The organism is Geodermatophilus sp. URMC 62 (genome assembly GCF_052931475.1).
This window is the reverse complement of sequence record NZ_JBRFHY010000001.1, coordinates 2,675,876-2,701,166: the sequence shown is the minus strand read 5'-3', so window position 1 is coordinate 2,701,166 and position 25,291 is coordinate 2,675,876. Positions and strand designations below refer to the sequence as shown.

Here is a 25,291-nt window from a genome sequence, read left to right as displayed (position 1 = left end):
TGCGACCATGGGGGGCGTGACGGATCGCGGCAGCCTGCTCGTCGCGCGCCGTCACATCGACCTGGCGCTGGTGAGCAGCGCGGTCTGTCGCCTCGCGCGCTGACACCGAGGTCCCCCCGCAGCAGCCGCTGCGCTCCCCGATCCGGCAGCGCCCCACCCCGTCCGGTCACGGCGCCGCGGCGGGCGGCGCAGGAGGAAGTGCCACCGTGACCACCCCCCGCACCAGCACCCGGCCGCAACGCCGCGATCCCCAGCGAGGCCAGGGCCAGTGGGCGCTGGGCTACCGGGAGCCGCTCAACCCCAACGAGCGGATGAAGAAGGACTCCGACGGGCTCGACGTCCGTCAGCGCATCCTCGACATCTACGCGCACACCGGCTTCGGGGGCATCGACCCCAGCGACCTGCGCGGGCGCATGCGCTGGATGGGGCTCTACACCCAGCGTGCCCAGGGCATCCCCGGCGGCAAGACCGCCGTCCTCGAGCCCGAGGAGCTCGAGGACGAGTACTTCATGATGCGGGTGCGCACCGACGGTGGGGCGCTGACCAGCGACCAGCTGCGGACCATCGGCGGCATCAGCACCGAGTTCGGCCGCGACGTCGCCGACGTCACCGACCGGCAGAACGTCCAGTACCACTGGATCCGCATCGAGGACGTTCCCGAGATCTGGCGGCGGCTCGAGTCGGTCGGCCTCACCACGACCGAGGCCTGCGGCGACACCCCGCGCGGCATGCTCAACTGCCCGCTGGCCGGCGTCCTGGCCGACGAGGTCCTCGACGCCTCCGACGTCATGGCGCAGACGGTCGCGAAGTACGTCGGCAGCCCGGAGTTCAGCAACCTGCCGCGCAAGTGGAAGACGTCGATGTCCGGCTGCGTCGACCACTGCACCGAGCCGGAGATCGACGACGTCTCCTTCGTCGGGGTGCGCAACGCCGACGGCGAGGCCGGGTACGACCTGTGGATCGGCGGCGGGCTGTCGACCAACCCGATGTTCGCCCAGCGGGTCGGCGTGTTCGTCCGGCCCGACCAGGTGACCGAGGTCTGGGCCGCCTGCACCTCGATCTTCCGCGACTACGGCTACCGCCGGCAGCGCAACCGCGCCCGCATCAAGTTCCTCATGGCCGACTGGGGCCCCGAGCGGTTCCGCCAGGTGCTCCAGGACGAGTACCTGCGCGCCGAGCTCCCCGACGGTCCGGCCGCCGCGCCGCCCGCGCACGAGCAGCGTGACCACGTCGGCGTCGCGAAGCAGAAGGACGGCACCAACGCCGTCGGCTTCGCGCTGCGCACCGGCCGGATCACCGGCAGCCTGCTCACCCGGATCGCCGACCTCGCCGACGAGTACGGACAGGGCCGCACCCGGACGACGACCCAGCAGAAGATGGTGGTCCTCGACGTTCCCGACGAGCGGGTCGAGGACCTAGTGACCGCGCTCGCCGAGCACGACCTGCTCGTGCGCCCGAGCGCCTTCCGCCGCGGCACCATGGCCTGCACCGGCCTGGAGTTCTGCAAGCTGGCGATCGTGGAGACCAAGCAGCACGCGCAGGACCTCTACGCCGAGCTGGAGAAGCGGCTGCCGGACTTCGACGAGCCGATCGGCATCAACGTCAACGGCTGCCCGAACAGCTGCGCCCGGTTCCAGACCGCCGACATCGGCTTCAAGGGCTCGATGGTGCGCGACGACACCGGCGAGATGGTCGAGGGCTTCCAGGTGCACCTGGGCGGCCACCTGGGCACCGAGGCCTCCTTCGGCCGCAAGTTCCGCGGCCACAAGGTGACCAAGGCCGAGACCGCCGACTACTGCGAGCGGGTGCTGCGCGGCTACCTCGAGCGCCGCGAGCCCGGCGAGCGGTTCGCCGCCTACGTCGCCCGCGCCGAGGAGTCCTGGCTGCTGTGACGGGGTCGCTGTGACGGGACTGCTGTGACCGGGGCGGGGAACACGGGCGAGCGGTCGGGAAGGTCGCGGCCGCTGCCGGTGTTCTTCTGCCCGTACTGCGGGGACGAGGAGCTGACCCCGCACGGGGACGAGGGCGGGTGGCACTGCGCCGCGTGCCTGCGGACCTTCACCGTCCGGCTCACCGGGACAGGAGTGCAGGAACCATGACGACCGCCGTCCGGCCCACGCCGGAGCTCGCCGCCGGGGCCGACGCCCGCTTCGAGGGCATCGCCGACCCCGTCGAGCAGGCCCTCGCCGTCCTCCGGTGGGCGGGCGAGACCTTCGGCGAGGACTTCGCGGTCACCTCCTCGATGGCCGACGGGCTGCTCGCCCACCTGGCCTCGCGCGCGGTCCCCGGCGTCAACGTCGTCTTCCTCGACACCGGCTACCACTTCGCCGAGACCATCGGCACCCGCGACTGGGTCAGCGGGGTCATGCCGATCACGCTGGTGAACGTGCTGCCCGAGCAGACCGTCGCCGAGCAGGACGCCGAGTACGGCGAGCGGCTGCACGACCGCGACCCCGACCTGTGCTGCTCGCTGCGCAAGGTGCAGCCGCTGGCGAGGGCCCTCGCCGGGTACGCGGCATGGGGCTCGGGCGTGCGCCGCGACGAGTCGCCCACCCGCGCGGGCACGAAGGTCGTCGACTGGGACGCCAAGCGCGGCATGGTGAAGGTGAACCCGCTGGCTGCCTGGACGCAGGACGACGTCGACGCCTACGTCGCCGAGCACCAGGTCCCGGTCAACCCGCTGCAGGAGATCGGCTACGCCTCGATCGGCTGCGCTCCGTGCACCCGCCCGGTGGCCCCGGGCGAGGACCCGCGCGCCGGGCGCTGGGCCGGTCGCGGCAAGACCGAGTGCGGCCTGCACCTCTGACGCAGGGCCTGGTCCCACCCCGCGGAACGCTCCGCGCGCCGCGGGCCCCTGGAGCGGGGCCGTTCCCGGCGGCAGACTGACCGCCGTGCCCCGCCCCCCGCGCCTGTCCCCCGACGAGGTCGCCGCCGCCCTGCACGGGCTGCCGCTGTGGTCGGGAGGCCCCGAGGGCATCCACCGCAGCGTCGAGCTGCCCGGCTTCCCGGACGCCGTCGCCGCGATCGTGCGGATCGGCTTCGCCGCCGAGCAGCTGGACCACCACCCCGACGTCGACCTGCGCTGGCGCACGCTGCACCTGACGCTGGCCACGCACTCGGCGGGCGGCCTGACCGAGCTCGACCTGGAGCTCGCCCGCCGGATCGACGGCCTGCTCCCCGGCTGAGGGGCGGCCGCCGCCCTCGGCTCACCCGCTCGGGGCGGGACCGGCCGACCAGGTCCGCAGCCTGCCGCGGCGGGTCACTCCGACACGGGCAGGACGAGCAGCCGCAGCAGCCGGTCGGCCTCGGCGTCGGGGTCCGCGGTCAGGCCGGTGTGCACCGGGCCGGGCTGCACCACCGTGCTGCGCGGCGCGGTCAGCCAGCGGAACCGCGACCCCAGCGCCTCCCGGCCGGCGGCGCCCGCGGCGGGGTCGGCCGCGCAGACGTCGGCGGCGGCCCGCAGCGCCCGGTCGATCGCGCCGGCGTCGGCTGTGGGGTCCAGCGCCCGCAGCCGGTCGACGTCGAGGTGCACCCGGCTGCCGAGGTAGTCGCGCTGCCGGCAGTAGACGAGGACCCCGGCGTTGAGCGCCTCCCCCCGCTCCACCCGCGGCACCACCCGGAGGACGGCGTACTCGAAGGTCTCGCGGCTCACCGCTGCCGCACCCCCTCCGGCGGCGGCGGGCCCAGCCAAGCGGGCCGGTTCTCCCCCCGCGGCGCCCTCCGCCGCGACCCGCCCGCCGCCGCGGCGGCCACCAGCGGCGGCAGCCAGGAGTCGCGGGCGGCGAGCCGGGCCAGCAGCTGGTCGGCGTAGCGGGTGCGCACCTCCTCCGGGGGGTCGTCCGGCGCCGGCCCCTCGAGCCACGCGTCGGGCACCTGCGCCAGCACCCGGTCCAGCAGCGGCCGGGTGACCCGCGGCCCGAGGTCGGCGTCGGCGGCCCGGACGTCGGGGGCGCACTCGACCAGCGCGTGTTGCGCGGCGTCGTAGGGGCGGGCGACGGCGGCCGGCGCCCCGGGCCAGTGGTGGTGGAAGGTGAGCGCGGCGCCGTGGTCGATCAGCTGCAGCCGGCCGTGCCAGAACAGCATGTTCGGGTTGCGCCACGAGCGGTCGACGTTGCCCACGAGCGCGTCGAACCACAGCACCCGCCCGGCCAGCTCGGCGTCCACCTCACCGACGCCGGCCTCGAAGTCGAGCGCTCCGGGCAGGAAGTCCAGCCCGAGGTTCGTCCCCGCCGAGCGCTGCAGCAGCTCCTGCACCTCGGGGTCGGGCTCGCCGACGGCCAGCTCGGGGGCGACGTCGACGGTGACCAGCGCCGGCACCGGCAGCGCCAGCGCGCGGGCCAGCTCCCCGCAGACCACCTCGGCCACGAGCACCCGCACGCCCTGGCCGGCGGCCCGCCACTTGACCACGTAGGTGCCCAGGTCGTCGGCCTCCATGAGCCCCGGCAGCGATCCCCCCTCGCGCAGCGGGGTGACGTAGCGGGTGGCGGTGACGGCGGGCAGCACAGTGCCGGACAACCTACGCCGGTCCAGACTGGCCCCATGGGCCTGCTCCGGGCCGTGTCGCCCGAGGGCCTGCGCGACGCGCCGCTCACCTACCGCGAGGTCGGCGCCACGCGCGCTCCCGAGCTGCCCCCGGGCTACCTGCACGGCGAGTGGTCGGAGGTCGTCGGCTCGGGCCGGGAGGTGTTCGAGCGGGTCGCCGCGGCCGTGTTCGACTGGCGGCCGCAGCGCAGCGCGGGCCTGCGGGTGCGGGCCACCGGGTCACCCGGGGAGGTGGGCACCGTCGTCGTCCTGACGGCGGGACTGCCGCGGCTGGGCTACGACATCCCCTGCCGGGTGGTCTGGGCCTCGCCCACCGGCGACGAGCGCGGCTTCGCCTACGGGACGCTGCCCGGCCACCCCGAGAGCGGGGAGGAGTGCTTCACCGTCCGGCTCGCGGGGAACGGGGACGTCGTCGTCACCATCCGCGTCTTCTCCCGGCTGGCCACCCCGGCCGCCCGGGCGGTGCCGCCGGTGGCCCGCCTCGTGCAGGGCCTGGCCACCCGCCGCTACCTGGCCGCGCTGCGCGGGGCGGCCCGGCCGGGCCGATGAGTCCCGGCCCCGCGGGTGGTCTGCCCTCCTGGGCGAGCGAGGAGGCGGCATGGGATGGGCCGAGGGCGTCGAGCGCGTCGTGGGCGCCGCGGTGGCGGCCGGGGAGGTGCCCGGTGCGGCCTGGCGGGTGCAGCGCGGCGGTGAGGTCGCCCGGGGCGCGGCCGGCACCCACACCCCCGGCGGTGCCGACCCGGTGCGGCCCGACACGGTCTTCCGCATCGCCTCGATCACCAAGCCGGTGACCGCCGTCGCGGCGCTGACCCTGGTCGACGACGGCACGCTCGGCCTCGACGAGCCGGTCGACCGGCACCTGCCCGAGCTGGCCGGCAGGCGGGTGCTCGCCGATCCGGCCGACGCCGCGGCCGGCACCGTGCCGGCCCGCCGGGCGATCACCGTCCGCGACGTCCTGACGTTCCGGCTGGGGATCGGGGTGGACTTCGGCGCGCCGTGGCCCACCCCGACGGTCACCGCGCTGGCGGCCGCCGGCCTGCCGATCGGCCCGCCCGCGCCGCAGGCCGCCCCGCCGCCGGACGAGTGGCTGCGCCGGCTGGCCACCGTCCCGCTCGCCGCCCAGCCGGGCGAGCGCTGGCTGTACCACACCGGCGCGAGCGTGCTGGGCGTCCTCGTCGCCCGCGCCACCGGCCGGCCGCTGCCCGAGGTGCTGACCGAGCGGGTGCTGGCGCCGCTCGGGATGACCGCCACCGGCTTCGGCGTGCCCGCCGTCGCCCGGGACCGGCTCGGTCCGCACTGGACCCCGCCTGGCGACGACGGCCGCCGCGAGCTCTACGACCCGGCCGAGGGCCAGTGGGCCCGCCCGCCGGCGTTCCCCGACGGCGCCGACGGGCTGGTCTCCACCGTCGACGACCTCGCCGCGCTCGCCGGGGTGCTGCTGGCCGGTGGCCGCACGCCCGGCGGCGGGCGGGTGCTCGCCGAGGACACCGTCCGCGCGATGCTCACCGAGCAGGCCGGCCCGGTCGACGACGAGGGCGGTGGCTGGGGGCTGGGCACCGGCGTCCGCCGCACCGACGAGCCGGGCGGGCGCTCGGCCGGCTCCTTCGGCTGGGACGGCGGGCTGGGCGGCTCCTGGTGGACCGACCCGGTCACCGGCACCACCGCCGTGCTGCTCACCAACCAGGCGTGGTCCTCCGCCCCGCCCGCCGTCTTCGACGGGTTCCGGGCCGCCGCCTTCGGTCCGCGGTAGAGGGCAGGGGGTCCTCCCTCAGTCCTCGCCGGCGGCCGCGGCGCGCTCGCGCTGGAGCAGCTCCTTGCTCCGCACCAGCCGCACGAGGGTGACCACGAGCAGCCCGCCGGCCATGTTGAGCAGCGTCGTGTACCAGAACCAGGCCAGCCACTCGCCGTAGCCGAACGGGGCGGTCCCGGTGTGGATCGCCCCGAACACCAGCAGCGAGTCCAGGATCGAGTGGAACAGCTGCAGGCCGGCGAGGACGAACGCGCCGGCCACGGCGGCGACGATCTTGGCACCGTCGGCGGAGGTGCCGTTCTGCATGCGGGTCATCAGCGTGATGGCGACGCCGCCGAGGAACGCCAGGCACACCGCGCGCAGGTCCAACGGCGCCTCGACGAAGTGCCGCGCGGACTCCACGACGGTGGGCCCGAGCTCCGGATAGCCGTGCACGGCCACCCACATGAACAGCCAGCCACCGACCAGGTTGGCCACCAGCGTCCCGCCCCAGAGCCGCGCCAGCTGGGCCCAGCTCGCCCGCCCGGCCACCACCGCGGTGACCGGCAGCAGGAAGCCCTCGGTGAACAGCTCGCTGCGGGCCAGCAGCAGGGCGATGAACCCGACGGAGAAGGCCAGCCCGGCCAGCAGGTGGCTGCCGGTCTCGGCGTAGACGGCGACCAGCGCGAGGACGCCGACCGCCACCTCCAGCCCGCCGGCCAGCCCGGTGGTGAGCACCTCGCGCCACGTGCGGTGCAGCCGCTGGGCCCCCTGGCTGACCACCCGGTCGAAGGCCTGCACGACCTCGTCCTCGGCGGGGGCGTCGGTGTCGCCGAGCTGGACGCGGCGCTGGTCGGTCACCGCCCGCACCTACCCTCGACGGCGTGCCTCCACCCGACCCGGGGATCGTGACCCTGCACCTGTGGGGTGTCCCCGGCCGCGCGGTGCCGCGTGCGGCGCTGCGGATGGCCTCGCTGCGCCCGGCGCTGGCCCGCACGCCGGGCCTGCGCTTCGCCAAGCTGCTCGGCACCGGGGACGGGCGCACGTTCACCGTCCGCGACGCCGACCCGCGCCGCTGGGGGCTGCTCGCCGTCTGGGACGACGCCGCGGCCGCCGACGCGCTCGACGACTCCCCCGTGGCGGCGAGCTGGCGGCGGATCGCCGACGAGGAGTGGTCGGCGCGGCTGCGCCCGCTGGCCGCCCGCGGGCTGTGGTCGGGCCGGGAGCCGTTCGGGAGCCCGCGCCCGCAGCGCTGGGACGGTCCGGTCGCGGCGGTCACCCGCGCCCGGCTGGTGCTGCGCCGGGCCGCGCGGTTCTGGTCGGCGGTGCCGCCGGTCTCGGCCGACCTGCACCGGTCGCCGGGCCTGCGCATGGCCGTCGGGATCGGCGAGGCGCCGCTGGGCCTGCAGGGGACGTTCAGCGTCTGGGACTCCGGCGCGGCCCTCAACGCCTTCGCCTACGACCGCCCCGAGCACGCCGCCGTCGTCGCCCGCACCGCGCGGGAGGGCTGGTACGCCGAGGAGTTGTTCGCCCGCCTCGCGGTGCTCTCCTCGCGAGGCACCGTCGACGGGACCGACCCCCTCGGGTAGCGACGGGAACGGCCCGCGTCAGGGGCCCGCTGCGAGCTCGCGAGGGGCGGGGGGACGCAGGGTCCTCCTACAGCCGCACGAACAGGTGGAGCTCCGCGCGGTCGTCGCCGGGTGCCAGCCGGATCGCGCCGGGCATCCGCCCGAACTCGCGGTAGCCGAGGCCGGCGTAGAACCGCTCGAGGCCGTAGCCGCTGCGCACGGTCAGGTGCAGCATCTCCAGGCCGCGGTCGCGCGCGACGTCGTGGACGCCGGAGAGCAGCACCCGGCCCAGGCCCCGGCCCTGCCGGCTCGGGTGCACCTGCACGCGCAGGACGGTGGCCCAGTGCCGGCGCAGCGGGCTCACCGACAGGGACAGCACCGCCCAGCCGGCGAGCTCGCCGTCGACCCGGAGCACGACCAGCCGCTCGCGGCCCTGCGCGACCCGCTCCAGCAGCGAGTCGAGGAAGGGCGCCAGCTGCGCCTCGGTGACCGGCGGGACGAAGCCGACCGCCCCGCCGGCGTTCGTGACGTCGGTCCAGCAGGTGAGCAGCGCGCTCCGCAGGTCCGGGTCGACGACGTCGACGGCGCTCACGTCGGCGGTCGGCATGCCCTCGATCCTCGTACGTGCGGCCGGTCACCCGGCCCCCGCCCCCTGGGCGCCGCCCCGGCCGTCAGGCCGGACCGCCGCTGGGGCCGAACCGCTCGACGCGGACGTCGGCCGGCGCCACCCCCAGCTCCACCACCAGCCCGCTGGCCGCCTCGGCGAACGCCGCCGACCCGCACACGAACGCCGTCTGCCCCGGCTCGACCAGCGGCACCAGGTCGGCCGCGGTCAACCGGCCGCCCGGGCGGATCCCGGAGGGCTCGCGGCTGAGCGCCAGCAGCGCCCCGGCGGCGGCCAGCTCGTCGGCGTAGGGCAGCAGCGCACGGGTGCGGGCCGCGACGGCGATCCGCAGCAGGTCGGTGCGGCCGAGGTCGCGGGCGGTGCGCAGCATCGCGACCAGCGGGACGACGCCGCTGCCGCCGCCCACCAGCAGCGCCGGGTCCTCGCCGTCCCAGACGAACCAGCCGCCGATGGGCCCGCGCACCTCCAGGACGTCGCCGGGCTCGACGACGTCGGCCAGGTAGCCCGACACCTCGCCGTCCTCGAGCCGCTCGACGAACAGCTCCACCTGCGGGTCCGACGGCGCCGAGGCCACCGAGTAGGAGCGCTGCGCCCGGTAGCCGTCCTCCGCGGTGAGCCGGACGACGTAGTGCTGACCGGGCAGGTGGTCGACCCGGTCGGCGACGTCGAGGCGCAGCTGCACCCCGCGCGGCGTCGGCCGGTCGACGGCGGTGACCGTCGCCGTCCGCCAGCCCCCGGCCGGGGCCCGGCGCCCGCTCGGGGAGAGCCCCAGGACCGGCTCAGTCACCCTGGTAGCGCTGCTCGCGCCAGGGGTCGCCGCGGTCGTGGTAGCCGTTCTGCTCCCAGAAGCCGGGCTGGTCGCGGGTGAGCAGGGTCAGCCGGGTCACCCACTTGGCGCTCTTCCAGAAGTAGAGGTGCGGCACCAGCAGCCGCACCGGGCCGCCGTGCTCCACCGGCAGCGGCTGCCCACCGAACTGCCAGACCAGCCAGGCCCTGCCGCCGGTGACGTCGGCCAGCGGGAGGTTGGTGGTGTAGCCGGTCTTGGCCGTCGCCACGACGAACGCCGCCTCGGCGGTGGGCCGGGCGGCCTCGAGCAGGGTGTCGACGCTGACGCCGGCGAAGTGCGTGTCGAACTTCGACCAGGTGGTCACGCAGTGGATGTCGCCGCGGTAGTCCGAGCCCGGCAGCCGGTGCACCTCGTCCCAGGTCCACGTGGTCGGGGCCTCCACCCGGCCGTCGACGGTGACGCTCCAGGTCTCCGGGGTGATGCGCGGGGTGGGCTCGGCGGTCAGCACCGGCCAGTCGGCCCCCACGTCGTACTGGCCGGGGGGCAGCCGCGGGTCCCGCTCCCGCCGGCGACCCAGGAACCCCCTGGTCGGTCCTGCCACGTGTCCTCCTCCGATCGGGCGGTCCGGGGCCCGGCGGGCTCCCGGGCCCGGCGGAGGACCACCAACGTCCTGACCTGCGCTCAGGGTTCCCTTACATGAGGTGAGTCACTGCGTGTCCACATGGCCGGGAGGTGGGTAACGAGCCTAACTTTGGTGCCGTGGTGACGGTGACGCACTCGGGCCAGCGCAGGACCCCGAAGGCCGCGAAGACCAGCTCGGTCTTCAAGAAGGCGGTGATGGCGGTCAGCGGCATCATCTTGGTGCTGTACCTGATCGCGCACATGATCGGGAACCTGAAGGTCTTCGCCGGCGCGGAGACCTTCAACGGGTACTCCCACTGGATCCGCACGATCGGCGAGCCGGCCGTGCCGGAGCAGACGACACTGTGGATCATCCGCGTGGTCCTGCTGGCCGCGGTGGTCGCGCACATCTGGGCGGCCATCTCGCTGTGGCGGCAGGCCAAGCGCGCCCGGCCGCACGGCTACGTGACCAAGCGGGCCGTGGCCCAGAGCTACGCCTCGCGGACCATGCGGTGGGGCGGCGTGATCCTCGGGCTGTTCATCGTCTACCACATCCTCGACCTCACGCTCGGGGTGGCGAACCCCGAGGGGCCCGACTCCACTCCCTACGACCGCGTGATCGCCGGCTTCTCCAACCCGATCGTGACCGCGGTGTACGTGATCGCCCTGCTCGCGCTCGGCTTCCACCTGCGGCACGGCGTCTGGAGTGCGACCCAGACCCTGGGTCAGAGCAACAAGACGCGGGAGCGCACGGTCAACGCCTTCGCCACGGTCTTCGCCGTGGTGCTGACCGCCGGCTTCCTCATCCCGCCGCTCAGCGTCCTCTTCGGGCTCGTCGGCTGAACCAGGAGCAACCACAGATGGCCCTCGAACTGTTCACCGTCGGCGAGCCCATCGCCGACACCAAGGCCCCGATGGACGTCCCGATCGGCGAGCGCTGGAGCGAGCGCCGCTTCCGGGCCAAGCTGGTCAACCCGGCCAACCGCCGCAAGCTGACCGTCATCGTCGTCGGCACCGGCCTGGCCGGCGGCTCGGCCGCCGCCACGCTCGGCGAGGCCGGCTACAAGGTCAAGTCGTTCTGGTACCAGGACAGCCCGCGCCGCGCGCACAGCGTCGCCGCGCAGGGTGGCATCAACGCCGCGAAGAACTACCGCAACGACGGCGACTCGGTGCACCGGCTGTTCTACGACACGGTCAAGGGCGGCGACTTCCGCTCTCGCGAGAACAACGTGCACCGGCTGGCCGAGATGAGCGTCAACATCATCGACCAGTGCGTCGCCCAGGGCGTGCCCTTCGCCCGCGAGTACGGCGGCCTGCTCGACAACCGCTCCTTCGGCGGCACCCAGGTCTCGCGGACCTTCTACGCCCGCGGCCAGACGGGCCAGCAGCTGCTCTACGGCGCCTACCAGGCCCTCGAGCGGCAGATGGCGGCCGGCACCGTCGAGCAGTTCCCGCGCACCGAGATGCTCGACCTGATCGTCGTCGACGGCCGGGCCCGCGGCATCGTGGCCCGCGACCTCATCACCGGCGAGATCAGCACCCACTTCGCCGACGCGGTCGTGCTGGCCACCGGTGGCTACAGCAACGTCTTCTACCTGTCCACGAACGCCAAGGGCTCCAACGCCACGGCGATCTGGCGGGCGCACAAGCGCGGCGCGCTGTTCGCCAACCCCTGCTACACGCAGATCCACCCGACCTGCATCCCGGTGCACGGCGAGTACCAGTCGAAGCTCACGCTGATGAGCGAGTCGCTGCGCAACGACGGCCGGGTGTGGGTGCCCAAGGAGCGCGGCGACACCCGCGACCCGCGCGACATCCCCGAGTCCGAACGCGACTACTACCTCGAGCGGCTCTACCCCTCGTTCGGCAACCTGGTCCCCCGCGACATCGCCTCGCGGCAGGCCAAGAACGTCTGCGACGAGGGCCGCGGCGTCGGCCCCGAGGGCAAGGGCGTGTACCTCGACTTCGCCGAGGCCATGCAGCGCCTGGGCCGGCCGGCCATCGAGGCCAAGTACGGCAACCTCTTCGACATGTACGCCCAGATCACCGGTGAGGACCCCTACGAGGTCCCCATGCGGATCTACCCGGCGGTCCACTACACGATGGGCGGGCTGTGGGTCGACTACGACCTGCAGTCCAACATCCCCGGCCTGTTCGTGATCGGGGAGGCCAACTTCTCCGACCACGGCGCCAACCGGCTCGGCGCCAGCGCGCTGATGCAGGGCCTGGCCGACGGCTACTTCGTCCTGCCGAACACGATCAACGACTACCTGGCCTCCGGCCCGTTCGGCGCGGTCGACCCGCAGCACCCGGCGGCCCTCGAGGCGCTCGAGGGCGTCCGGGCGCAGACCGAGCGGCTGCTGTCGATCAACGGCAACCGGACCACCGCCTCCTTCCACCGCGAGCTCGGCCGCCTGATGTTCGACCTGTGCGGCATGGAGCGCTCGGAGGAGAGCCTGCGCAAGGCGCTCGACCGGATCCCCGAGATCCGCCAGGAGTTCTGGACCAACGTGAAGGTGCCCGGCGAGCTGGGCCGCTTCAACCAGAGCCTGGAGCACGCGGGCCGGGTCGCCGACTTCATCGAGCTCGCCGAGCTCATGTGCGTCGACGCCCTGCACCGCAACGAGAGCTGCGGCGGCCACTTCCGGGCCGAGAGCCAGACCCCCGAGGGTGAGGCCCTGCGCGACGACGAGAACTACGCCTACGTCGCCGCCTGGGAGTGGACGCCGGAAGGCGCCCCACCGGTCCTGCACAAGGAAGCCCTCGAGTTCGAGTACGTCCACCTCGCCCAGCGGAGCTACAAGTAGATGAACCTCAAGTTGCGCGTCTGGCGTCAGCGGGACCGGACGGAGAAGGGGAAGATGGTGACCTACGAGGTCACCGACATCTCCCCGGACATGTCCTTCCTCGAGATGCTGGACGTCCTCAACGAGCAACTGATCCTCGACGGCCAGGAGCCGGTCTCCTTCGACCACGACTGCCGTGAGGGCATCTGCGGGTCGTGCGGCGTCATGATCAACGGCCGCGCGCACGGCAACGGGCTGTTCCCGGGCCACCCGCAGACGACGACGTGCCAGCTGCACATGCGGTCGTTCAAGGACGGCGACACGATCGACGTCGAGCCGTGGCGCGCGACGGCGTTCCCGGTCATCAAGGACCTCGCCGTCGACCGCGGGGCCCTCGACCGGATCATCCAGTCCGGCGGCTACATCAGCGCCCCGACCGGGACCGCCCCCGAGGCGCACTCGATCCTGGTCGCGAAGAAGGACTCCGACGCCGCGTTCGACGCCGCCACCTGCATCGGCTGCGGCGCCTGCGTGGCGGCCTGCCCGAACGCCTCCTCGATGCTGTTCACCGCTTCGAAGGTGACGCACCTGGGCCTCATGCCGCAGGGCCAGCCCGAGCGCGACGACCGCGTCGTCAACATGATCCACCAGCAGGACCTCGAGGGCTTCGGCGGCTGCACCAACATCGGTGAGTGCTCCGCCAGCTGCCCGAAGGGCATCTCGATGGAGAACATCTCCCGGCTCAACCACGACCTGCTCGGCGCCCTGCGCGCCGGTGCGCGTCCCAAGAGCTGACAAGGGACCCCCTCGCCCCCCACTGCTCGCGAGCTCGCAGCGGGGCCCTGCGAGGGGGCCGGCACGTCACCGCGGCAGGCGGGGACCCCACGGGGTCCCCGCCTGCCGGCGTTCCCGGGGTGTGGCGCGACGTCGGTTCGACGGGCAAACTGATAGGGTGACCGCTTCGTTCGACCTGGCCGGTCTGCCCGGCCGCCCCTGCTCGATCGCCGCCGCCCTGGAGCTGGTCGGCGAGCGCTGGTCGCTGCTCGTCGTCCGCGAGGTGTCGCTGGGCAACCACCGCTTCAGCGACATCGCCCGCGGCACCGGCGCGCCCCGCGACCGGCTCACCGCGCGGCTCAACGCGCTGGTGGCCGCCGGCGTGCTGGAGCGGCGGCAGTACAGCGACGCACCGCCCCGCTCGGGCTACCACCTCACCGCCTCCGGCCGCGACCTGCTGCCGGTGCTGCAGGCGCTGCTGCAGTGGGGCGACCGCTGGGCGGCCGAGGAGCCGCCGGTTCGGCTGCACCACGCGCCGGCCGGGCACGAGGAGCACGTCGTCGACGCCGAGTGGGTGTGCCGCACGTGCGGCGAGCCGGTGAACGGCAGCCGGGTCGAGCGGGTGCTGACCCCCGCCGGGCGCCTCCTGTCCGGGCTGCCCGCGGAGGAGCGGCATGAGCACTGAGGCCGGCGACGACACCGCGGCACCGGCCGCGTGGGGGGAACCGCGCTCGCGCACCGTCACCTGGTACGACCCGATGGTCACCGCGGCCGGCATCCGTGAGCGCTCGGGCCTGGAGGCGCTGCGGGCACTGCTCGACCGCGAGCTGCCGCCGCCGCCGGTCACCCCGCTGGTGCAGATGGACCTGGTGGCCGTCGAGGAGGGGCGGGTGGAGTTCACCTGCACCGTCGACGAGTCGGTCTACAACCCCATCGGGGTGGTGCACGGCGGGCTGGTCTGCACGCTCCTCGACACCGTCGCCGGCTGCGCGGTGCACTCCACGCTGCCGCAGGGGGTCGGCTACACGTCGATCGAGCTGAAGGTGACCTACCTGCGGGCGGTGACGCAGGCCAGCGGGCCGCTCACCGCCGTCGGCACGGTGGTCAAGCCGGGACGGCGCGTGGCCTTCGCCGAGGGCCAGGTGCTCGACGCGACCGGCCGGCTCGTGGCGACCGCGTCGAGCTCGCTGCTGGTGTTCCCGCTGCCCGCGTGAGTGCTCGGCCGGTGACGCCGGCGGCACCCGACCGCCGCCCCTGGACCGGGTCCACGGCGTCGCCGACGACCTCCGTGGCGCACGCCCGCACCTCCGGCACGCCGTACCGCGGCGTCGAGCCCGGTGCGCCGGCCGCTCCTGGCGGATGACGGCCCGGGCCGTCGACGTCGTCGCAGGAGTCGCCGGCCGGTTCGTCGTGGAGGGCCGGCACCGGCGTCAGCGGCTCTGCAGGGCGTCGAGGGCCACGGCCATGGCGGCGGCGACGCGGAAGTCCAGCCGCGGGTCCGGGACGGAGACGTCGTAGCGGTCGCGGATGGACTTGCGCCGCTCGACCACCAGCACCGGGGCGCCGGTCGCCGAGTCGAGGAAGTCGAAGTGGAAGACGAAGGGCACCCAGACGTCGCCGAGGTAGGGGATGAGCGTCCAGACCCGCCGCAGGATCGCGATGAACGGCCGGCGCTCGCGGCCCACGGCGGTCAGCCCGGGGACGCCGAGGTCCCAGGTGGACCGCAGCAGGCTGGCGCCGAACCGCTTGCCGAAGGTGCCGAGCACGCGGCCCTGCTCGTCGAACACGTCGTGCTGGGCGTGGACGTCGAGCCGCTGGCGGGCGCGGAAGGAGAAGACGGGACGGGTGCGGGCCTCGTCGGCGGTGAAGACCACCTCCTCCTTGAGCTTGAGCCGCTTCTGCTGGGCCATCGCCAGCAGCCCGCCCTCGCTGCCGTCCGGTGCCACCGCCCGGATCTCGTAGCGGTTGACCATCACCGTGATCCGCTGGCGGACGGTGAAGCGCGGCACCACCATCGCCGCGGTGGGCGGACCGGGGGGTTGCTCGTACGGCTGCTGGGGGAACGGCTGCTGGGCGGACGGCTGCTGGGCGGACGGCTGCTGGGCGGACGGCTGCTGGGCGTACGGCGGCTGGGTCACGGCGCGCTCCTGGTCGGCTCGGGGCTCCCATCCTGGCCCGGTCCCCGCGCCCGCGGGAGGCCTCCGGGAACCCTCCGGGAGCCGGCCGACGCCAGCACACCGTGGGCCACCGGGTTGCGGGCCAGAATCTTGAGTTCACCCGGCGACCGGAATGCTCCTGTGCCAGGCTCGGGACGGAGTGGAGCGGGTCCACCCCGAGGTGTGCGGAGGTCGTCTTGTCGCAGGGTTCTCGTCGCGTCGGCATTGCTGTGGTGGGTCTCGGAGGTGCGGTCGCCACGACCGCGGTCGCGGGCCTCGAACTGGTCCGCACCGGGGCCGCGGGCACCGACGGCCTGCCCCTGGCCGGCCTGGAGGTGGCCGGCGGGCCGGTCGAGGAGACGACCGGTCTGGTCGGGTACGACTCCCTCGTCGTCCGCGGGTGGGACCTCGACGGCTCCGACCTGCGCAAGGCCGCCGAGCAGCACGGCGTCCTGGAGTCCCGTCAGCTCGAGCAGGCCGGTCCGGCGCTCTCGGGCGTCACGCCCTGGCCGGCGGCCGGCGACGCCGACTTCTGCCGCAACGTCACCGGCGGCAACGTGGTGCTGGCCGCGACCCGCCGCGCGCAGGTCGACGCCGTCCGTGCCGACCTGCGCCGCTTCCGCGAGGAGGAGTCCCTCGACGGCCTGGTGCTGGTCAACCTGGCCTCCACCGAGCGCTGGCCCGACCCGGAGGCGCCCGCGCTGCAGACGGTCGAGGCCTTCGAGGACGGGCTGGACGCCGACGACCGCGCGATCACCCCGGCGATGGTCTATGCCTACGCCGCCATCGCCGAGGGCGTCGGCTACGTCAACTTCACGCCGTCGCTGGCCGCCGACGTCCCGGCGCTCACCGCGTTCGCCGAGGCCCGCGGCGTCCCGATCGCCGGCAAGGACGGCAAGACCGGCCAGACGATGATGAAGACCGTCCTCGCGCCGGCCTTCCGCAGCCGGTCGCTGACCGTCGAGGGCTGGTACTCCACCAACATCCTCGGCAACCGCGACGGCCTCGCCCTCGACGACCCCGACTCGCTGGCCAGCAAGCTGAACACCAAGGGCAGCGTGCTCGACTCGATCCTCGGCTACCCGGTCGAGGACCACGTCGTCCGCATCGACTACTACCGGCCCCGCGGCGACCAGAAGGAGGCCTGGGACGCCATCGACCTGGTCGGCTTCCTCGGCCAGCGCATGCAGGTCAAGGTCGACTTCCAGTGCCGCGACTCGATACTCGCCGCACCGCTGGCCCTCGAGCTGGCCCGGCTGACCGACCTCGCCCAGCAGCGCGGTGAGGGCGGTGTGCAGCGGCAGCTCGGCTGGTTCTTCAAGGCGCCCATGACCGCCGACGGCAGCGTCCCCGAGCACGCCCTCCACCGGCAGGAGACCGCACTGCTCGACTGGCTGGCCGCCGGCGCAGCCGGCCGGTGACCGGCCTCGCCCCCTCGCCTGCCGCCACGCTCGCCCCGCTCGCCGCGCTGCGCCCTCTGCTCGCCGAGATCGGCGACGCCAAGCGGGTGCGGGTGGCCGGCACACCCGGCTCCCTGGCCGAGCAGGCCTTCGCCCGGGCGTGGGCGCGGCTGGTGTCCGGCGAGGACGTCGGCGCCGTCGCGTACTCCGAGACGGCGGCCGCCGTCGCCCGCGCCCGGCTGGCCGGCATCGACACCGGTGTGCTGACCTCCGCCGGGCTCTCCGACGACGAGGCGCTCGGCGTCCTGCGCCGCGCGTTCGACGAGGTGGCCGGCCCGCTGGACGACGGCCTGCGCGACCGGCTGCGGGCGTCCCTCGGGCCGCTGCCGGCGCCCGGTCCCGCTCCCGCGCTGGCCGGTGCCCTCAACGCGCAGCCGCGCGCCGGCGCCACCGCACCGGGGAAGCCGCGGGTGGTGGTGGAGCCGCCGGAGAGCCACGGCGACCACTGCCTCACCGTCGCGGTCTACTCGGTGCTCGTGGCGCCGGTGGTGGGCGCCGACCCCGTCGAGCCGTTCCTGCTGGGCCTGGGCCACCACCTGCACAACGTCGTCCTGCCCGACGCCGGCTTCGCCGGCGAGGTGCTGCTCGGGAACGCCCTCGAGCGGGTGGTGGCCACGCTGGAGGAGCGCGAGCTGGCCGACCTGCCGGGACCGCTCGCCGGGCGGCTGCGCGCGGTGCTGGCGCTGCGGCCGGGCGCCGAGGTGCCGGAGGCGCGGGCCTTCCACGCCGCCGACGTCCTCGACCGGGTGCTGCAGGTGCACCACCACGCGCGGGCGGCGGCGTTCACCGCCGCCCAGGCGCTCGACGACCTCGAGCTGGTGCACGCCGGACCGGTGCAGGGCTACCACCTCGCCGTCCTGGGGGCGGCGGGTCTGTGACCGGCACGCTGCTCGACGCACCGGTCGTCGACGGGATCCCCTACGCCCGGGCCGGCCGCGACGACCTGCGCGACCGGGTCGGCGAGCTGGTCGCCGCCGGGGAGGTCGACCGGGCGCGGGTGCTCCTGCTGGCCGACGCCGACGACTGGTGGACCGAGCCGCCGCCCCCGCCCGAGCAGCTGGCCCGCGTCCCCGCCGCCCGCACGCTGCGCGAGGCGATGACCCTCCTCGGCATGGGCAGGGTGGCCGACTACTTCGCGCACCGCTGGTCGGACCCCACCCACCTGGCCGGCCTGGCGCTGCTGCAGCAGCACTGGCCCGGCAGCAGGCCGGTGGTCGACGTCGCCTGCGGGATCGGCGCGCACCTGCGCGAGCTGTCCCGCCGCGGGTGCGCCGACCTCCTCGGCGTGGACGTCGTGTGGGCCAAGCTGTGGCTGGCGCGGCGGTTCGTCTGCCCGGACGCCCGCTACGTGTGCGCCGACCTCACCGCCTCGCCGGACCTGCAGGTCGGCTCCCCCGCCTACGTCACGTGCCACGACGCCTTCTACTTCCTGCGCGACAAGCCGGCCGCCGCCGCGGCGATGCGCGCGCTGGCCGGGGACGGCGGCACCGTCGTCGTCGGGCACGCGCACGTCGCCGACCCGCACGGGCAGCCGCTGACGCCCGAGGGCTACGCGGAGGTCCTCGGCACCGCGCTGCTCTACGACGACGACGAGCTGACCCGCTCGCTGCTGGCGGGCCGCCCGCCCCGGCCGGCCGACCCGGCCGACCTGCACGCGAGCGAGGCGATCGCCCTGGTGGCCGGCGACCCGCTCGCCCCGGCGCCGGTCGACCTCGGCGAGCCGCTGCCGCCGCTGGCGCCCAACCCGCTCTACCGCGACGGCGTGCTGACCTGGCCGAGCGAGCGCTACGCCGCCGAGTACGGGCCGCGCTCCTCCCACCTGCCGCAGCGCTGGCCCGACCCGCTCCCCGCCGACGCCGCCCGTCGCCGGCTGCTCGTCGACCTCCCGGAGGCCTGGTGAGCACGCCCGTCCTCCGCGCGAGATCTGCACAGTGGTGGCCATCAGGGCCTGATGGCCACCACTGTGCAGATCTCGCGGACGGACGACGGGAGCGGGTCCGGTGAGCGTCGGGTGGGGCGTCGCCGGGTGCGGGTGGGTGGCCCGCGACCACGCGCTGCCCGCGCTGCTCGCCGTCCCCGGCGCCCGGGTGGTCGCGCTGCACGACCTCGACCCCGCCGCGACGGAGCGGATGCCGGTCGAGGGCGCGCGGCGGAGCACCGACCTGGCGGACTTCCTCGCCACCCCGGGCCTGGACGCGGTCTACGTCGCCGTGCCCAACGCCGGGCACCGGGCGCTGGTCGAGGCGGCCGCCGTGGCCGGCAAGGCCGTGCTGTGCGAGAAGCCGCTGGCCGCCGACGCCGGCGACGCGCAGGCGCTGGTCGACGCGTGCGCGCAGGCCGGCGTGCTGCTCGGCACCGCCTACGACCAGCGCTGGCACCCCGCCCACGTGCGACTGCGCGAGCTCGTGCCCGAGCTGGGCACGGTCACCGCGGTGCGGATCGTCTACTGCTGCTGGCTGCCCGGCGACTGGACGCCCGACGGCCGGCCGCACGACAACTGGCGGGTCGACCCCGCCCGCGCTGGCGGCGGCGCCGCCATTGACCTGGCCCCGCACGGGCTGGACCTGGCCGGCACGCTGCTCGGCGAGGACGTCACCACGCTCTCGGCGCTGCTGCAGACCCGGGTGCACGACTACGGCGTCGACGACGGCGCCCTGCTCACCGGCACGACCGACGGCGGGGTGCTGGTCGGCCTGCACGTCGCGTTCAACACCCCCGACGCGCTGCCCCGCCGCCGGCTGGAGGTGGTCGGCACCCGCGGGATGGCCGTCGCCGTCGACACCATGGGCCAGACGGCGGGGGGCTCCCTGACGCTGTACCGCCCCGACCCGGTGGACGTGCCGTTCGCCGGCACCTCGCCGTTCCAGGCGCAGTTCGCCGCCTTCACCGACGCGGTCGCGGGCCGCGCTCGGTGGCCGTACGCCCCGTCCCGCGACCTCGCCCTGCACCGCCTGCTCCTGACCGCTCTGGAGAGAGGGACCCCGTGAGCTCCCCCGACGTGCCCGGCGCCATCGACCGGGCCACCGACCCCGCCGCCGACCTCACTGCTGACGGCACTGGCGCCCGGCACGGCACCAGCCAGGTCGACACCAACCCCTACCGCGGCCTGCTGCCCGACCTGCCCGCCTACGCGTGCACCAACTGCGGGCACTGGCAGCGCTGGCCGGCGCCCGGGCCGGTGGTCTGCCCGGTCTGCGCCGACGTGCGCAACGCGCTGCCCGAGCACGGCTTCGAGTTCGTCACCGACAAGCAGGCCGACGAGCTGGTCACCGGGTCCTGGCGGCCGGCGCCGGTCGACGGCGTCACCGAGTTCGGCACCGAGCCGCGCTTCGGCCTCGACAGCCGCGGCTGGGTGATCGAGACCGACATCGGCCTGGTCGGCTTCGAGTGCGCCCCCTGGTACACCGCCGACATGCTCGCCGAGCTGCGCCGGATGGCGGCCGAGAAGGGCGGCTTCCCGGTGCTGGCGTCGTCGCACGTGCACGGGTACGGCGCGCTGTGGCAACTGCAGCAGGAGCTCGAGCCGCGGGTGGTGTGCGTCAACGTGCACGACCTGGTCTGGACCAAGGCCTTCCGGGTCACCTGGCCGGCCGACGACGTCCTGACCCTCGCCCCCGACCTCACCCTGCACCGCACCGGCGGCCACTTCCCCGGGCACTCGGTGCTGCACGACGCCCGCCGCGGCGTCCTCTTCTGCGGCGACTCGCTCAAGGTCGACCTCTCCCCCGACGGCGAGCCGGTCGCGCTGTCCGCGCACAAGGCGTTCCACGCGCAGATCCCGCTCTCGCACGGGGAGCTGCGGGAGATGCTCGCCGTCGTCGCGGAGCTGGACTTCGAGGTGGTCGCGACGCCGTTCGAGATGGTCCCCGGGGTCACCACCGACCACGTCGTCCACCTGGTGCAGCGGCTGCTGTCCGGGCCGCCGGACGCCGCGCCCGTCCCGCTGGAGGAGCTGTGACGACGACCGAGGTCGCGCCGTCGCAGCGCTACCGCGACAGCTTCCCCACGCCGGTCGAGGACTTCGCCATCGCCGGCATCGACGTCCTCGACGTGCCGCTGCACAGCGCCGTCCTGCCGCCCTCGGAGCTGCACCCGGGCGGCAGCGGGCTGGGCTACGGCGCCACCCGGGAGGAGGCCCGCACCGGCGCGATGGGCGAGATGGCCGAGATGGCGCTGTCGCTGCGCGCGCACCAGGGCGTCGTCCGCGAGCAGGGCTCCTACGCCGAGATGAGCCGTCGGCACGGCCGCGACCGCGTCGCCGACCCGCGCGAGCTGTGCCTGGAGGCGGGCAGCCCGTACGACGACGACCGGCCGCTGCAGTGGCTGCCGATGACCCGGCTGCGCGACGGCGAGCAGGTGCTGGTGCCGGCCGAGCTGGTGGCCTCGGCGCCCGACGACCTGCCCGGCGACCCGCCGCCCGGCGGCTGGCTCACCACGGTCATCACCAACGGCCAGGGCGCGGCGTTCGACGCCGACCGCGCGGTCACCCACGCGCTGCTGGAGGTGCTGCAGCGCGACGGCAACGCGACGGCGTTCCGGGCGATGGACCGCGGCGTCGTCGTCGACCTCGACGGCCTCGCCGACCCCGACGCGCTGGCACTGCTCGACCGGCTCGACGCCGCCGGCATCGACGTCGTGGTCAAGCTGGCCTCGACGGAGTTCGGCGTCGTCGACGTGTACGCGGTGGGCTGCTCGCGGGACGCCTCGGAGCCGGTGCCGGTGATGGCCACCGCCTGCGGCGAGGCGGCCCACCCCGACCGCGACACCGCCGTCCGCAAGGCGCTGCACGAGTTCGCGTCGGCCCGCGCGCGCAAGGCGTTCATGCACGGGCCCTACGACGTCGTCCTGCCGGCCACCCCGCCGGGCTACCTCGACCACTGGCGCACCGGGCACCCTCCGGAGCGGCTGGTCGAGGAGGACCGCGCGCTGCAGGCGATGCTGGCCTGGACGCGGATGGGCACCACCGCCCTGGTCGACCTGCTGCAGGACACGGTGCTGTCCCGCCGGTCGACCGTGGCGCTGGGCGACCTGCCCGTCTGGCGTGGGCACGACCTGCACGCGCAGGTCACCGGCGCGGTGCAGGCGGCCGGCCACGACGTGCTGGTGGAGCTGCAGCCCTCGGTCGGCGAGGCGGTGGCGGCCAAGGTGCTCGTGCCGGGGCTGGAGGTCGAGACGATGTCCTACGGACGGATCGGGGAGCGTGGCGTGCGACGGCTGAGAGAGCACGGTGACCGGCTGGTCGCCGTGGGGACCGACCCGGGCGGCTGGGCCCGGGTGCACCTGTCCGCCGACGCCGAGGAGCGCCTGGGCGGGCCGGCCTGGTTCGACCGGGCGGGCGCCGACCGGCGGGTGGGCGCGCTGTACGCGTTGTACCGCGAACCCGGCCGGCACGTGGTCGCGGAGGTGCTGGGCCGGTGACCGGGCTCGCGAGGTCGCCGCAGGAGCGGAGCACCCGGCTGCGCTACGCGTACAACACCAACGGCCTGGCCCACCACCGCCTCGACGACGCGCTGTCGATGCTGGCCGACTCCGGTTACGCGGGGGTCGCGCTCACGCTGGACGTGGTGCACCTCGACCCGTTCGCCCCCGACGCGTTCGCCCGGGCCGAGCGCGTCCGCACCCGGTGCGACGAGCTCGGGCTCGACGTCGTCGTGGAGACCGGCGCCCGGTTCCTGCTCGACCCGCGGGTCAAGCACGAGCCGACGTTCGTCACCGCGGACGCCGAGGGCCGGGCGCGGCGGCTGGCCTACCTGCGGCTGGCCTGCGACCTGGCCGAGGTGCTGCGCGCCGAGGCGGTGAGCTTCTGGCCCGGCGTCCCGGGTCGGGGGGTGGACCTCGAGCAGGCGTGGCGGTGGGCCACCGACGGCATGCGCGCGCTCGTCGACAGCCACGGCGGCCGGTCCTACGCGCTGGCGGTCGAGCCCGAGCCCGGCATGCTCGTGAACAACTGCGACGACTGGTTGCGCCTGCGCGACGCCGTCCCCGGCCTCACGCTGGCGCTCGACACGGGGCACTGCCTCGTCGACGACGCCTGGGCGCCGGAGAAGGCGGTCGAGGCGTTCGCCCCCGAACTCGGCACCGTCGCGGTGGAGGGCATGCGCCGCGGCGTGCACGACCACCTGCCGCTCGACGAGGGGGACCTGGACCTGCCGGCGGTCCTGCAGGCGCTCGTGGACGTCGACTACCGGAAGCTGGTCACCCTGGAGCTGTCCCGGGACAGCCACCGGGCGCACGAGATGGTGCCGCGGTCGATGGCGACGCTGGTGGCAGCCGGCGGATGAGGATCTGCTTCGTCAGCCGCCGCTACTGGCCGGCGGTCAGCGGGATGAGCGTCTACGCGGAGAACCTGCTGCGCGAGCTGGTGGCCCTCGGCCACGAGGTGGTGCTGGTGAGCCAGTACCGCGACGACGAGGCCGGCACCCGCGTCTACGGCGGCGGCCCGCCTCCGCCCGACCGGGTGCCCGCCGGCGTCGAGGTGCACGCGCTGCCCAGCCGCGGGGAGACCGTCGTCCCCGCCGACTGGGAGGGCGACATCGCCGGGATCGTGCGCACGGTGCTCGACCTGCACGCCGAGCGCCCCTTCGACGTGCTGCACGCGCAGTACGGCTACCCGCCGGGGCTGGCGGTGCTGGCCGCGGCGCGGCAGACCGGGCTGCCCGCCGTGGTGAGCATCCAGGGCGGCGACGGGCACTGGGTGGGCACCTGCTGCACCACCCACGCGCACGCGATGCGCACCGTCGTCGACGCCTCGGACGCCGTCCTCATCGGCAGCGCCAGCTTCCGCGACGAGGTGGTCGGCAACCTGGGCTCGGACCCGGCGCGGTTCACGATCGTCCCCGGCGCCACCGACACCCGCCGGTTCACCCCGGCCGAGCGGCCGCTCGGGTCGCTGCAGGACCCGCCGGTGCTGCTGTTCCACGGCCGGGTCGACCGCCGCAAGGGCGTGCTCGACCTGCTCGAGGCGCTGCCCCAGGGCGTCCGGCTGGTCGTCTCCGGCATCGGCCCCGACCTCGACGAGGCCCGCGCCCGCGCCGACGGGCGGACGGCGTTCCTCGGCTACGTGCCGCCCGACGAGGCGCCGGCGGTCTACCGCTCGGCCGACGTCTTCGTCAGCCCCACCTACAGCGAGGGCTTCTCCAACACGCTGCTGGAGGCCATGGCCAGCGGGCTGCCGACGGTGAGCACCGACAGCGTCGGCGTCGTCGACTGCCTGCGCGACGGCGAGAACGGCCTGCTGCACACCCCGGGTGACGTCGCCGGGCTGCGCGTGGCACTCGACCGGCTGCTGACCGACCGCGCGCTGCGGGAGCGGCTGGCGACGACGGCGCTGGAGGAGGTGCGCCGGCTCTACTCCTGGCCGGTGCTGGCCCGCTCGATCGACGCGGTGTACCGGGACGTGGCCGGGTCGACGCCGTCCGCGGACTGGACGATGCCGCCGGAGGTCGACCTCTCCTGCCGGTTCCGGTCGGCCGCGCACCTGCTCTGATGCAGGTCACCGCGGTCAGCCCGCACCTCGACGACGCCGCGTTCTCCGTCGGGGGCACGCTCGCCGCCCTGGCCGACGCCGGGCTCGAGGTCACCGTGGTCACCTGCTTCACGCGCAGCGTCCCCGGGCCGCGGGGCTTCGCGCTGGCCTGCCAGCTGGACAAGGGCCTGCCGGCCGACGTCGACTACATGGCCCTGCGCCGCGACGAGGACGCCGCCGCCATGGCGGTGCTCGGCGCGACACCGCTGCACCTGGACCTGCCGGAGGCGCCGCACCGCGGATACGAGAGCGCGGCGGAGCTGTTCGCCGGCGCGCACGAGGACGACGGCGCCTGGGCGGACGTCCGCGCGGCGCTGACCGGCCTGCCCGGGGACCTCTGGCTCGCCCCGCAGGCGCTCGGGGCGCACGTCGACCACCTGCAGGTCCTGCGGGCGGTGGCCGGCACCGGCCGGCCGGTGCTGTGGTGGCGGGACTCGCCGTACGTGCTGCGCGACCCGGCGGCCCGGCCGGGTCCGGACCTGCCCGGCGGCCTGGCACCGGTCGAGCTGCCGCAGGACCTGGGCCGGCGGGCCGACGCGTGCGCCTGCTACGGGACCCAGCTCGGCTTCCAGTTCGGCGGCGCCGAGGCCATGCGCGCCGCGCTGGCCGGCCTGCCGGAGGTGCTCCTCGCCGACGCCGCCGCCCGGGAGCTCGCCCAGGCCGTGGTGTCCCGGGCCCCGTAGTGCTCTGCCCACCCCGGTAGGCAGAGCACTACTGG

The 25,291-nt window shown here is 75.1% G+C and carries 27 protein-coding genes; 20 read left to right on the top strand and 7 right to left on the bottom strand.

The window, feature by feature from the left end; all coding sequences use genetic code 11:
* Positions 1 to 206 precede the first annotated feature (206 nt).
* From ACU616_RS13065 to ACU616_RS13055, 3 genes are all read left to right on the top strand, one after another.
* Positions 207 to 1,892 (top strand): nitrite/sulfite reductase, encoded by a 1,686-nt coding sequence (locus ACU616_RS13065; RefSeq protein WP_446758891.1) that lies wholly within the window; start codon positions 207 to 209, stop codon positions 1,890 to 1,892.
* A gap of 203 nt (positions 1,893 to 2,095) precedes the next feature.
* Positions 2,096 to 2,806 (top strand): phosphoadenylyl-sulfate reductase, encoded by a 711-nt coding sequence (locus ACU616_RS13060; RefSeq protein WP_446758890.1) that lies wholly within the window; start codon positions 2,096 to 2,098, stop codon positions 2,804 to 2,806.
* 85 nt (positions 2,807 to 2,891) lie between these two features.
* Entirely contained in the window at positions 2,892 to 3,185 is a 294-nt protein-coding gene (locus tag ACU616_RS13055) for a 4a-hydroxytetrahydrobiopterin dehydratase (protein WP_446758889.1), read from the top strand.
* A gap of 74 nt (positions 3,186 to 3,259) precedes the next feature.
* Here ACU616_RS13055 and ACU616_RS13050 read toward each other — a convergent pair whose 3' ends face one another.
* Positions 3,260 to 3,652 (bottom strand): DUF3037 domain-containing protein, encoded by a 393-nt coding sequence (locus ACU616_RS13050; protein ID WP_446758888.1) that lies wholly within the window; start codon positions 3,650 to 3,652, stop codon positions 3,260 to 3,262.
* Positions 3,649 to 4,515 (bottom strand): HipA family kinase, encoded by an 867-nt coding sequence (locus ACU616_RS13045; protein WP_446758887.1) that lies wholly within the window; start codon positions 4,513 to 4,515, stop codon positions 3,649 to 3,651. Before ACU616_RS13045 ends, ACU616_RS13050 begins: the two co-directional genes overlap by 4 nt.
* Before the next feature lie 24 nt (positions 4,516 to 4,539).
* Between ACU616_RS13045 and ACU616_RS13040 the strand changes: the two genes are divergently transcribed.
* Entirely contained in the window at positions 4,540 to 5,091 is a 552-nt protein-coding gene (locus tag ACU616_RS13040; RefSeq protein WP_446758886.1) for a DUF1990 family protein, read from the top strand.
* Between the two features lie 49 nt (positions 5,092 to 5,140).
* Entirely contained in the window at positions 5,141 to 6,292 is a 1,152-nt protein-coding gene (locus ACU616_RS13035) for a serine hydrolase domain-containing protein (protein WP_446758885.1), read from the top strand.
* A gap of 18 nt (positions 6,293 to 6,310) precedes the next feature.
* On the opposite strand, the gene ACU616_RS13030 is transcribed toward ACU616_RS13035, so the two are convergent.
* Positions 6,311 to 7,132: a formate/nitrite transporter family protein gene (locus tag ACU616_RS13030; RefSeq protein WP_446758884.1), complete on the bottom strand. Its 822-nt coding sequence runs from the start codon at positions 7,130 to 7,132 to the stop codon at positions 6,311 to 6,313.
* A 23-nt stretch (positions 7,133 to 7,155) separates the two neighbouring features.
* Between ACU616_RS13030 and ACU616_RS13025 the strand changes: the two genes are divergently transcribed.
* A complete protein-coding gene (locus ACU616_RS13025) occupies positions 7,156 to 7,860 on the top strand; it encodes a monooxygenase (protein WP_446758883.1) in 705 nt (234 codons plus the stop codon).
* 67 nt (positions 7,861 to 7,927) lie between these two features.
* Here ACU616_RS13025 and ACU616_RS13020 read toward each other — a convergent pair whose 3' ends face one another.
* From ACU616_RS13020 to ACU616_RS13010, 3 genes are all read right to left on the bottom strand, one after another.
* Positions 7,928 to 8,446 carry an N-acetyltransferase family protein gene (locus ACU616_RS13020; RefSeq protein WP_446758882.1) on the bottom strand — a complete coding sequence of 173 codons (519 nt, stop codon included), beginning with the start codon at positions 8,444 to 8,446 and terminating at the stop codon, positions 7,928 to 7,930.
* A 64-nt stretch (positions 8,447 to 8,510) separates the two neighbouring features.
* Complete coding sequence (locus ACU616_RS13015) at positions 8,511 to 9,251, bottom strand: FAD-binding oxidoreductase (protein WP_446758881.1); 741 nt, start codon at positions 9,249 to 9,251, stop codon at positions 8,511 to 8,513.
* Positions 9,244 to 9,852: a sulfite oxidase-like oxidoreductase gene (locus tag ACU616_RS13010; protein ID WP_446758880.1), complete on the bottom strand. Its 609-nt coding sequence runs from the start codon at positions 9,850 to 9,852 to the stop codon at positions 9,244 to 9,246. Before ACU616_RS13010 ends, ACU616_RS13015 begins: the two co-directional genes overlap by 8 nt.
* A 167-nt stretch (positions 9,853 to 10,019) precedes the next feature.
* Between ACU616_RS13010 and ACU616_RS13005 the strand changes: the two genes are divergently transcribed.
* From ACU616_RS13005 to ACU616_RS12985, 5 genes are all read left to right on the top strand, one after another.
* Complete coding sequence (locus ACU616_RS13005; RefSeq protein WP_446758879.1) at positions 10,020 to 10,715, top strand: succinate dehydrogenase cytochrome b subunit; 696 nt, start codon at positions 10,020 to 10,022, stop codon at positions 10,713 to 10,715.
* 17 nt (positions 10,716 to 10,732) lie between these two features.
* Positions 10,733 to 12,679: a fumarate reductase/succinate dehydrogenase flavoprotein subunit gene (locus ACU616_RS13000; RefSeq protein WP_446758878.1), complete on the top strand. Its 1,947-nt coding sequence runs from the start codon at positions 10,733 to 10,735 to the stop codon at positions 12,677 to 12,679.
* Complete coding sequence (locus ACU616_RS12995; protein WP_446758877.1) at positions 12,680 to 13,453, top strand: succinate dehydrogenase/fumarate reductase iron-sulfur subunit; 774 nt, start codon at positions 12,680 to 12,682, stop codon at positions 13,451 to 13,453.
* Positions 13,454 to 13,610: 157 nt separating this feature from the next.
* Positions 13,611 to 14,117: a winged helix-turn-helix transcriptional regulator gene (locus tag ACU616_RS12990; protein WP_446758876.1), complete on the top strand. Its 507-nt coding sequence runs from the start codon at positions 13,611 to 13,613 to the stop codon at positions 14,115 to 14,117.
* Positions 14,107 to 14,646, top strand: coding sequence for a PaaI family thioesterase (locus tag ACU616_RS12985; protein ID WP_446758875.1), 540 nt, complete (start codon positions 14,107 to 14,109; stop codon positions 14,644 to 14,646). The genes ACU616_RS12990 and ACU616_RS12985 overlap by 11 nt, the downstream gene beginning before the upstream one ends.
* A 216-nt stretch (positions 14,647 to 14,862) precedes the next feature.
* On the opposite strand, the gene ACU616_RS12980 is transcribed toward ACU616_RS12985, so the two are convergent.
* Complete coding sequence (locus ACU616_RS12980) at positions 14,863 to 15,570, bottom strand: hypothetical protein (RefSeq protein ID WP_446758874.1); 708 nt, start codon at positions 15,568 to 15,570, stop codon at positions 14,863 to 14,865.
* A 248-nt stretch (positions 15,571 to 15,818) separates the two neighbouring features.
* Between ACU616_RS12980 and ACU616_RS12975 the strand changes: the two genes are divergently transcribed.
* From ACU616_RS12975 to ACU616_RS12935, 9 genes are all read left to right on the top strand, one after another.
* Positions 15,819 to 17,009: an inositol-3-phosphate synthase gene (locus ACU616_RS12975; protein ID WP_446761476.1), complete on the top strand. Its 1,191-nt coding sequence runs from the start codon at positions 15,819 to 15,821 to the stop codon at positions 17,007 to 17,009.
* Entirely contained in the window at positions 17,006 to 17,926 is a 921-nt protein-coding gene (locus ACU616_RS12970; RefSeq protein ID WP_446758873.1) for a hypothetical protein, read from the top strand. The genes ACU616_RS12975 and ACU616_RS12970 overlap by 4 nt, the downstream gene beginning before the upstream one ends.
* Positions 17,923 to 18,948 (top strand): class I SAM-dependent methyltransferase, encoded by a 1,026-nt coding sequence (locus ACU616_RS12965; RefSeq protein WP_446758872.1) that lies wholly within the window; start codon positions 17,923 to 17,925, stop codon positions 18,946 to 18,948. Before ACU616_RS12970 ends, ACU616_RS12965 begins: the two co-directional genes overlap by 4 nt.
* A 100-nt stretch (positions 18,949 to 19,048) precedes the next feature.
* The gene (locus ACU616_RS12960; RefSeq protein WP_446758871.1) at positions 19,049 to 20,035 is read left to right on the top strand and encodes a Gfo/Idh/MocA family protein; all 987 of its coding nucleotides are present in this window, start codon (positions 19,049 to 19,051) and stop codon (positions 20,033 to 20,035) included.
* On the top strand, positions 20,032 to 21,006 hold the full coding sequence (locus ACU616_RS12955; protein ID WP_446758870.1) for an MBL fold metallo-hydrolase: 975 nt from the start codon (positions 20,032 to 20,034) through the stop codon (positions 21,004 to 21,006). Before ACU616_RS12960 ends, ACU616_RS12955 begins: the two co-directional genes overlap by 4 nt.
* Entirely contained in the window at positions 21,003 to 22,466 is a 1,464-nt protein-coding gene (locus ACU616_RS12950; protein WP_446758869.1) for a YcaO-like family protein, read from the top strand. Before ACU616_RS12955 ends, ACU616_RS12950 begins: the two co-directional genes overlap by 4 nt.
* A complete protein-coding gene (locus ACU616_RS12945) occupies positions 22,463 to 23,329 on the top strand; it encodes a sugar phosphate isomerase/epimerase family protein (protein WP_446758868.1) in 867 nt (288 codons plus the stop codon). The genes ACU616_RS12950 and ACU616_RS12945 overlap by 4 nt, the downstream gene beginning before the upstream one ends.
* The gene (locus ACU616_RS12940) at positions 23,326 to 24,534 is read left to right on the top strand and encodes a glycosyltransferase family 4 protein (RefSeq protein ID WP_446758867.1); all 1,209 of its coding nucleotides are present in this window, start codon (positions 23,326 to 23,328) and stop codon (positions 24,532 to 24,534) included. Before ACU616_RS12945 ends, ACU616_RS12940 begins: the two co-directional genes overlap by 4 nt.
* On the top strand, positions 24,534 to 25,256 hold the full coding sequence (locus ACU616_RS12935) for a PIG-L deacetylase family protein (protein WP_446758866.1): 723 nt from the start codon (positions 24,534 to 24,536) through the stop codon (positions 25,254 to 25,256). The genes ACU616_RS12940 and ACU616_RS12935 overlap by 1 nt, the downstream gene beginning before the upstream one ends.
* Positions 25,257 to 25,291: the final 35 nt, after the last annotated feature.

What these genes read in the sequence shown, in the direction of transcription:
- ACU616_RS13060 (WP_446758890.1), top strand. Translation starts at nt 2,096, where the DNA reads ATGACGACCGCCGTCCGGCCCACGCCGGAGCTCGCCGCCGGGGCCGAC.
- ACU616_RS13040 (WP_446758886.1), top strand. Translation starts at nt 4,540, where the DNA reads ATGGGCCTGCTCCGGGCCGTGTCGCCCGAGGGCCTGCGCGACGCGCCG.
- ACU616_RS13035 (WP_446758885.1), top strand. Translation starts at nt 5,141, where the DNA reads ATGGGATGGGCCGAGGGCGTCGAGCGCGTCGTGGGCGCCGCGGTGGCG.
- ACU616_RS13020 (WP_446758882.1), bottom strand. Translation starts at nt 8,446, where the DNA reads ATGCCGACCGCCGACGTGAGCGCCGTCGACGTCGTCGACCCGGACCTG.
- ACU616_RS13000 (WP_446758878.1), top strand. Translation starts at nt 10,733, where the DNA reads ATGGCCCTCGAACTGTTCACCGTCGGCGAGCCCATCGCCGACACCAAG.
- ACU616_RS12995 (WP_446758877.1), top strand. Translation starts at nt 12,680, where the DNA reads ATGAACCTCAAGTTGCGCGTCTGGCGTCAGCGGGACCGGACGGAGAAG.
- ACU616_RS12985 (WP_446758875.1), top strand. Translation starts at nt 14,107, where the DNA reads ATGAGCACTGAGGCCGGCGACGACACCGCGGCACCGGCCGCGTGGGGG.
- ACU616_RS12940 (WP_446758867.1), top strand. Translation starts at nt 23,326, where the DNA reads ATGAGGATCTGCTTCGTCAGCCGCCGCTACTGGCCGGCGGTCAGCGGG.
- ACU616_RS12935 (WP_446758866.1), top strand. Translation starts at nt 24,534, where the DNA reads ATGCAGGTCACCGCGGTCAGCCCGCACCTCGACGACGCCGCGTTCTCC.